The sequence below is a fragment of the Thermomicrobiales bacterium genome (assembly GCA_023954495.1).
Lineage (GTDB): Bacteria > Chloroflexota > Chloroflexia > Thermomicrobiales > CFX8 > JAMLIA01.
In genome coordinates, this window is record JAMLIA010000004.1 from 78,570 (window position 1) to 85,529 (window position 6,960).

General features: G+C 60.3%; 10 protein-coding genes and 2 tRNA genes. 2 read left to right on the plus strand and 10 right to left on the minus strand.

All coding sequences use genetic code 11. The annotated features are described in order from the left end of the window. The first annotated feature begins 69 nt into the window (after nt 1-69). On the plus strand, nt 70-1,014 hold the full coding sequence (gene cdaA, locus M9890_01570) for a diadenylate cyclase CdaA (protein MCO5175648.1): 945 nt from the start codon (nt 70-72) through the stop codon (nt 1,012-1,014). Further along, the gene (locus M9890_01575) at nt 1,007-2,272 is read left to right on the plus strand and encodes a CdaR family protein (GenBank protein MCO5175649.1); all 1,266 of its coding nucleotides are present in this window, start codon (nt 1,007-1,009) and stop codon (nt 2,270-2,272) included. Before cdaA ends, M9890_01575 begins: the two co-directional genes overlap by 8 nt. Nucleotides 2,273-2,275: 3 nt before the next feature. Here M9890_01575 and M9890_01580 read toward each other — a convergent pair whose 3' ends face one another. From M9890_01580 to rpmG, 10 genes are all read right to left on the minus strand, one after another. Continuing rightward, nucleotides 2,276-2,893, minus strand: coding sequence for a response regulator (locus M9890_01580; protein MCO5175650.1), 618 nt, complete (start codon nt 2,891-2,893; stop codon nt 2,276-2,278). Nucleotides 2,894-3,033: 140 nt separating this feature from the next. Next, nucleotides 3,034-3,107: transfer RNA gene (locus tag M9890_01585), tRNA-Pro, on the minus strand. Nucleotides 3,108-3,180: 73 nt separating this feature from the next. After that, nucleotides 3,181-3,573 (minus strand): 50S ribosomal protein L7/L12, encoded by a 393-nt coding sequence (gene rplL, locus M9890_01590; protein MCO5175651.1) that lies wholly within the window; start codon nt 3,571-3,573, stop codon nt 3,181-3,183. A gap of 50 nt (nt 3,574-3,623) precedes the next feature. After that, nucleotides 3,624-4,163, minus strand: coding sequence for a 50S ribosomal protein L10 (gene rplJ, locus M9890_01595; protein MCO5175652.1), 540 nt, complete (start codon nt 4,161-4,163; stop codon nt 3,624-3,626). Nucleotides 4,164-4,365: 202 nt separating this feature from the next. Next, nucleotides 4,366-5,079, minus strand: coding sequence for a 50S ribosomal protein L1 (rplA, locus tag M9890_01600; protein ID MCO5175653.1), 714 nt, complete (start codon nt 5,077-5,079; stop codon nt 4,366-4,368). Between the two features lie 65 nt (nt 5,080-5,144). Further along, nucleotides 5,145-5,564 carry a 50S ribosomal protein L11 gene (rplK, locus tag M9890_01605; protein MCO5175654.1) on the minus strand — a complete coding sequence of 140 codons (420 nt, stop codon included), beginning with the start codon at nt 5,562-5,564 and terminating at the stop codon, nt 5,145-5,147. An 85-nt stretch (nt 5,565-5,649) separates the two neighbouring features. Continuing rightward, nucleotides 5,650-6,219 (minus strand): transcription termination/antitermination protein NusG, encoded by a 570-nt coding sequence (gene nusG, locus M9890_01610; protein MCO5175655.1) that lies wholly within the window; start codon nt 6,217-6,219, stop codon nt 5,650-5,652. A gap of 68 nt (nt 6,220-6,287) precedes the next feature. Further along, entirely contained in the window at nt 6,288-6,515 is a 228-nt protein-coding gene (secE, locus tag M9890_01615) for a preprotein translocase subunit SecE (protein MCO5175656.1), read from the minus strand. Nucleotides 6,516-6,677: 162 nt separating this feature from the next. Further along, nucleotides 6,678-6,750: transfer RNA gene (locus M9890_01620), tRNA-Trp, on the minus strand. Between the two features lie 15 nt (nt 6,751-6,765). Further along, nucleotides 6,766-6,936 (minus strand): 50S ribosomal protein L33, encoded by a 171-nt coding sequence (rpmG, locus tag M9890_01625; GenBank protein MCO5175657.1) that lies wholly within the window; start codon nt 6,934-6,936, stop codon nt 6,766-6,768. Between the last annotated feature and the right edge of the window lie 24 nt (nt 6,937-6,960).

Genomic DNA, 6,960 nt, shown 5'->3' on the forward strand with positions numbered 1-6,960 from the left:
TCGGCAGCGAACATACGCGCTCGGCTACAATCAGGGCAGAAGCGTCGCCGTCGTTCGTCAGGGTAGGCCATGCCGGAACTTCCCTGGATATTTACCAGGCTCGATCCCCGTGCTCTGATCGATATCCTTGCGGTATCTCTCATCTTCTTCTGGTTACTCTGGTTTGCGCAACGCACCAGAGCGGCCCAACTTATCCGTGGCCTGATTATCCTGATCGTCACCGTCCTCGCTGCATCACGCATCTTCGATCTGACGGCGCTGAACTGGCTCATTTCACGTGCCTGGCCAATGCTGATCGTTGCGATCCCGATCATCTTCCAGCCCGAGTTGCGGCGCGCACTGGAACAGCTTGGCCACACCAGCGCCTGGCTGCGTCCGCCGTTCGCCGTCCCCGCCGACCGCGATGCTGAGCGGACGCTGGATGAAATCAGCCGTGCGGCATCACAATTGAGCCGCATCGGATACGGTGCACTGATCGTTGTGGAGCGCGAGACGGGGCTGCAGGAATACGCCGATCGCGGTGTGCGCATCGAGGGCGTTGTCTCACGCCAGCTGCTGATCAACATCTTCTTCCCGAACTCGCCATTGCACGACGGAGCGGTCATCATCCGCAACGACAAGATCGTCGCCGCAGCCGCCATCCTGCCGCTCTCCGAGCGCGAGATTCCGGGCGGCAAGATCGGCACGCGCCACCAGGCTGCCATCGGCATCACCGAGGAATCGGACGCAATCGCCATCGTCGTTTCGGAAGAGACGAACCGCATCTCAATCGCGCACAACGGGCGTCTCACCGAAAACCTCGACGCCGAACGACTCCGCCGCGCTCTGCGCTCGCTCCTTCGTGTTGGCGAGTCGGCCGACGAACAGCCACCGGAAAAGCCTTCGGCGACCCGCAACTTCATCGACCGCGTACGCGGCTGGTTCTCCCGGCCATCGAACAGCGACGCGACCCACAACGTGAGCTCGTCGTCGAGCCGTCGTCAATTACCAGATAAGTCGAATCCCCATGATTGAGTGGCTACGGCGGGTTGCCGATACCGGAAACGTCCTGCGATTTTTGCTTTCGCTGATCCTTGCGTTCGCGCTGTGGGCATGGGTGACGAATGAGAACAACCCTGAACAGACCTACCTGGCCAACAACGTTCAGGTAGAGATCCGCAACATGGCGACCGGCCTGCAGCTCGTTACGCCGCTCGATGTTGTCGAGGTTCGGATACAGGCACCGCGGACAGTCATTCAGACGCTAGATCCGAGTGAGATTGTCGCCTGGGTCAACCTTGAGGACCGAACAGGCCCCGGGGCGGCGAATGAGCGCGTCCGCGTTGATGTGCCGTCCGGTGTGCGGACAGCACAAGTCACGCCGGACGAAATACCGGTTGAGCTCGACACAGTCGTGTCGAAGACGTTCCCGGTCAAGCTGCTCACACCAGACGATCTGCCACGCAATCTGGAAGTCACCGAGTCCAATGTCGACGTTGACGAGGTGACGATCACGGGTGTCCAGCGCAATGTTGAGCGTGTGTCGCAGGTGATCGTCCCGGTGGATATCGCCGGCCACACCGAGTCGTTCACCTCGCAGGTCACACCAACTGCGGTCGATGCCAACAACGCTACGGTTGAGAGCATTACGATCGAGCCGGCCAGCATCACTTTGACAGTGGAACTCGCCTCTCGCGGCAAAGAAATCCCGATCTTTGTCCAGTGCGGTTGCACTGCTGCGCCGGGGTTTGCCGTTCTCGGCTATCCGCAGGCATCGCCTTCGACGATCCTTGTCGACGGTCCAACAGAAGCACTCAGCGGCATACAGTACCTGTACACAACGCCAATCGATACCGGCGACCTGACCGCGACAACCGTCCTGAACGATGTGCAGATTGATACGTCGACGCTTCCTGAGGGTGTCACCGTCGAACCGTCTGTCGTCAGCGTCCTGGTTCAGATCAGTCAGCAGACTGCAACGCGGACGTTCGACAACATCCCGATTCAGGTGCTGAATCGCCCAGCCAACACCACAATCACGGTAAACCCGCCGACTGCGCTGATTACTGTCGAGGGTCCACAAGAGGACATTGACGCGTTGACCGGGTCAGAAATCTCGATCGTTGTGGATGTCAATGGCTTGGGAAGCGGGACGCACAACATCCGACCGCGCGCGATTCTGCCGCCGCGGATTCAGTACACTGACGAACCGACGCAGGTAACGGTGACCATCACACTGCAGCCAACACCGGTGTCGCCTGAGCCGACTCCCTCGCCAACGTCGGAGACGTAGCGATTACGGTCGCGATGGCGCTCCCATTTGAACCTCGTAGGTGAGAAGGATTGCTTCCGCGACTTCACGCATGGACTTGCGATTGTCCATGCTCGTCTTGCGCATGCGATTGAACGCCTCAGCCTCGCGCAGTCCGTGGACTTCCATCAGGACGCCCTTGGCCCGCTCAACGAGCTTGCGTGTTTCGAGCGCCTCACGAAGATCGGTCACCTCACGCTCAAGCTCACTCATGTCGCGGAACCGCGACATGGCCAACTCAATGACCGGCATCAGCTCAGTCTCGCGGAATGGCTTAACCAGGTATCCGCAGACGCCAGCTTCCTTGGCTCGACCGATGAGCGATTGTTCGGAGAACGCCGTGAGGATGACGACCGGCGCAATGCGACGCTCGGCCAGATCCTGAGCGGCGGTGATGCCGTCGACTTCGGGCATGCGGATGTCCATCATGACGAGGTCGGGGCGGAGCTTTTCGGAAAGCTCGATTGCTTCGCGGCCGTCGCCGGCCTCGCCGACAACGTCATATCCGAGATGTGTCAGCATCTCCCGCAAATCCATGCGTATCAGGGATTCGTCGTCGGCGATGATGATACGCGTGCGTGGGGCTGATGTCGGCGTCGACATTCCCATACCCTCCTCTGCAGGAGTACCCCGCGTCATTGCACGGTGCCGATGCTTCAGTGAATCGGCAGTACGATCCTGGGAGTCCCAGCTCGCCAGGAAGCAACGCGATCTGAATTCGTCACAACTCTGAAGGTCTTCGGTCGGGGCGAGAGGATTCGAACCTCCGACCACCGGTACCCCATACCGGTGCGCTACCGGACTGCGCCACGCCCCGTCAATACAGAGTCAGTATACGACATCAGAGGCCGCGCACATGGCACGGCCTCTGAGTGGATCCTACGAGATGGTTACTTGACCTCGGCCTTGGCGCCGACCTCTTCGAGCTTGGCCTTGGCGGCTTCAGCCTCGTCCTTGGTCACGCCTTCCTTGACTGCTTTCGGCGCAGCCTCAACGAGATCCTTGGCCTCCTTCAGGCCCAGGCTTGTCAGCTCGCGGACAGCCTTAATGACCTGAACCTTGCTCGCGCCGACCTCGGTCAGGACGACGTCGAACTCAGTCTTCTCTTCCACGGCTTCGCCGGCTCCACCGCCAGCTGCCGGTGCAGCTGCAACAGCCATCGGCGCGGCTGCCGTGACACCGAAGCGATCCTCAAGCGCCTTGACGAGCTTGGACAGGTCCAGCACGCTCAGCTCTTCGATCGCCGAGATCAGTTCGTTCATCTTCTCTTCGGATACTGCCATGGTTGATTTCACTCCCTGTCACAGTCTGTGACGATTTCAAAGACAGTGTCTTACGCTGCGTCGGTTTCGCCGGCGCCACCGAGCTGATCCACACGCGCCTGCAAGACGTACATGAGCGAGCGCATCGGCGCAGCAAGTACGCCGACAATGCCGTACAGCGGGCTTGACAGACCGCCGACGACCTTCGCCACGAGAACCTCGCGGCTTGGCAGACTCGCCAGAGCCTCGACCTGCTCAGCATTGATCAGCTGGCCTTCGAACATGGCCGACTTGATCTGCAGAATGCGCGACGAGCGGGCAAAATCGGACAGAACCTTGGCGGGCTGAACTGGATCATCGAACGCGGTCACGATCGCGGTCGGACCGACGAGCTCCGGTTCCAGCGCCTCCATGTCATGCTGCCGCGCCGCCAGCCGGGTGAGCGTGTTCTTTGCGACGCGAACCTCGGCGTTGTGCTCACGCAGCTGCGTGCGCAGGTTCTGCATGTCTGCGACCGACAGACCACGGTAATCAGACAGAATCACGAGCGTCGAACGCGAAAGCGCCTCGGCAAGCTCCTCGACTGTCTTGACCTTCTTTTGCGTAGGCATGTGCCGTTCCCTCCCTTCCTCAAGATTCAAACGAAAACGCCCGCGCGCCTGCTGGCACGAGGGCGTTCGCACGAATCATGATGAATCGCGGTCAGGTTCCTCGCAACCTCGGCCGGATGATTAAACTCGCGAGCGAGTCCCGGCTGTCTACGGCGCGTGCGTTTCGTTTGTTGTGCGGTACTCCCGGATAGTGTCCCTATCCCTAGGAAGCCGACGCAACCGCAGCGGCAACATCCAGCGGAATACCGGGGGTCATTGTACCGGTGAGCGTGATCGACCGCAAATAGACGCCCTTCGATGCGGATGGCTTGTTGCGCTGGATGGCGTCAATGATGGCGTTGACGTTCTCGACAATGCGATCTTCAGAGAAGCTCACCTTGCCGACGGCCACGTGAACGAGGCCGGTGCGGTCGTTGCGAAATTCAACGCGACCGCCCTTCAGTTCCTGGACAACGCCAGGAAGATCTTCAGGCGTGCGCACGACGGTGCCGGAGCGAGGATTCGGCATCAGGCCGCGGCGTCCGAGGATTCGACCGAGACCGCCAACCTTGCCCATCTGGTCGGCCATGGCAATGGTCGCGTCGAATTCCAGCCAGCCATCATTGATCTGCTTGACCAGGTCATCGCTACCGACGTAGTCCGCGCCGGCTTCTTGCGCGATGCGGGCAGCGTCGCCGACGGCGAACACCAGCACGCGTACTACTTTGCCCGTGCCGGCTGGAAGGGTAACCGTTGAGCGAACTGCCTGATCCGCCTGACGGGGGTCAATGCCGAGGCGGAAATGAACCTCGACTGTCTCATCGAAGCCTGCCGAAGACATCTTCTTCAGCAGATCGACGGCCTCTTTGACTTCGTACTGGCGATCCGGCTCAAGCAGCTGGAGCGCGTTCCGATACTTCTTACCGTGCTGTGCCATGCATGCATCCTTCTGTGGTTCTGGCGGGGCTACGCCCCTCCCACCGAATACGGGTTGACGTGTGTTTAGACGACCTGAATGCCCATCGAGCGCGCGGTGCCTTCGACCTGCTTCATGGCACCTTCAATGTCGACGGCGTTGAGGTCGCGCATCTTCAGCTCGGCGATCTCACGAACCTGGTCGCGAGTGACCTTGCCGACAGCCGTCTTCACATTACCTGCACCCTTGTCGACACCAGCGGCGCGGCGCAGCAAGTCTGCTGCCGGCGGCGTCTTGGTGACGAACGTGAATGACCGATCCTCAAAGACGGTGATCACAACCGGGACAATCTGACCGGCCATGTTGGCGGTGCGTTCGTTGTACTCCTTGCAGAAGTTCATGATCGCCACGCCATGCTGACCGAGCGCCGGGCCAATCGGCGGCGCTGGAGTCGCCTTCCCAGCAGGGATCTGGAGCTTGATGTAGGCCCTGATCTTCTTAGCCAATCCTCGAACGTCTCCCTTCCTGACCAACTACCTGGGCACGGAAATGCCCGCACTCCGGTGCGGGCACACGCACGAATCTGCGCGCTTACACCTCGCGCTCAACCTGAAGGAAGTCAAGCTCGACAGGCACTTCGCGTCCGAAGAAGGACACGAGAACCTTGATCTTGCCTTTCTCCTGGTTGATCTCATCGATTGCGCCACGGAAGTCAGCGAACGGGCCGTCCATGATGCGGACCGTGTCGCCAACCGAAAGCGAAACCTTGATCTTGGGTGCTTCGGCAGTCATGCCGCGCATAATCGAGTCAACTTCAGTATCGCCGAGCGGCATCGGCTTGTTGCCGGACCCGACGAAGCTGGTGACGCCAGGGGTGTTGCGAACGACGTGCCATGACTCATCGTCCATGACCATCTTCACCAGCACATAACCGGGGAAGACCTTCCGCTGCACAGTCTGGCGTTGGCCAGCCTTGATCTCAATCTCATCCTGAGTCGGGACGACGACCTCGAAGATGCGATCGGCAACGTCCATTGACTCGATGCGATGCAGCAGATTCTGGCGCACCTTGTTCTCATAGCCAGAGTAGGTGTGAATCACAAACCACTGGCCTTGCGAACCCGTCTCTTCGGCTCGTTGTGCGTCTCTGGCTTGCGCCAGGCGCTCGCGAATCGACCGTGCCACCGTTCCTCGTCTCCCGTTCCGGATCCACGCAGCCCGACCCGATGTCAGGACGGGATCCACTCCCAGATCCGGATAAAGATCGCGTCGATCCCGCCCAGAATCGCCCCAAGGATCGCCGCCATCGCGATGACGAGCAGCGTCAGATTCCGTGTCGTTTCCTGATCCGGCCATGACACCTTGCGGATTTCCGCCATCGTGTCCCGCACCAGCGTCTGGAGCGACCCAATAAGTCCCGAGCGCTGCGCGCCCTTGCTTGTCGTCCTGGTCGACATGTCGCCTTCCTCGTCGCGTGGACCGTGGCAGACCGCAGTACCATGTCGCGGCCATACCGGAGAATGACTGGGCTCTCAACACAAAGACGGGGCGAGCGTCAACGCTCCGCCCCCACAACCGTCGCTTCAACTTCTGTGCATCCCTTCTCTGGTGAGAAGGGGCAGGGCCGGCAGGAATCGAACCCGCAACCTACGGTTTTGGAGACCGTTGCTCTACCAATTGAGCTACGACCCTAAATTGTTAGCGCGGCTACCGCGTCTCGCGGAACAGCCGGTGCGAGCGACAGCGCGGGCAATACTTCCGCAACTCCAGGCGACTCGGATCATTCCGCCGATTCTTCTCGGAGGTGTATGGTCGCTCTTTGCACTCCGTGCATTCGAGCGTTATGACCATCCGATCCGCCTTGCTCTTCTTCGCCATTATACATCACCCACTTCCGGCGGT

Excerpts from the sequence above, each read along its gene's own strand:
- cdaA (MCO5175648.1), top strand. The coding sequence starts at position 70 with ATGCCGGAACTTCCCTGGATATTTACCAGGCTCGATCCCCGTGCTCTG.
- M9890_01575 (MCO5175649.1), top strand. The coding sequence starts at position 1,007 with ATGATTGAGTGGCTACGGCGGGTTGCCGATACCGGAAACGTCCTGCGA.
- M9890_01580 (MCO5175650.1), bottom strand. The coding sequence starts at position 2,893 with ATGTCGACGCCGACATCAGCCCCACGCACGCGTATCATCATCGCCGAC.
- rplL (MCO5175651.1), bottom strand. The coding sequence starts at position 3,573 with ATGGCAGTATCCGAAGAGAAGATGAACGAACTGATCTCGGCGATCGAA.
- rplJ (MCO5175652.1), bottom strand. The coding sequence starts at position 4,163 with ATGCCTACGCAAAAGAAGGTCAAGACAGTCGAGGAGCTTGCCGAGGCG.
- rplA (MCO5175653.1), bottom strand. The coding sequence starts at position 5,079 with ATGGCACAGCACGGTAAGAAGTATCGGAACGCGCTCCAGCTGCTTGAG.
- secE (MCO5175656.1), bottom strand. The coding sequence starts at position 6,515 with ATGTCGACCAGGACGACAAGCAAGGGCGCGCAGCGCTCGGGACTTATT.
- rpmG (MCO5175657.1), bottom strand. The coding sequence starts at position 6,936 with ATGGCGAAGAAGAGCAAGGCGGATCGGATGGTCATAACGCTCGAATGC.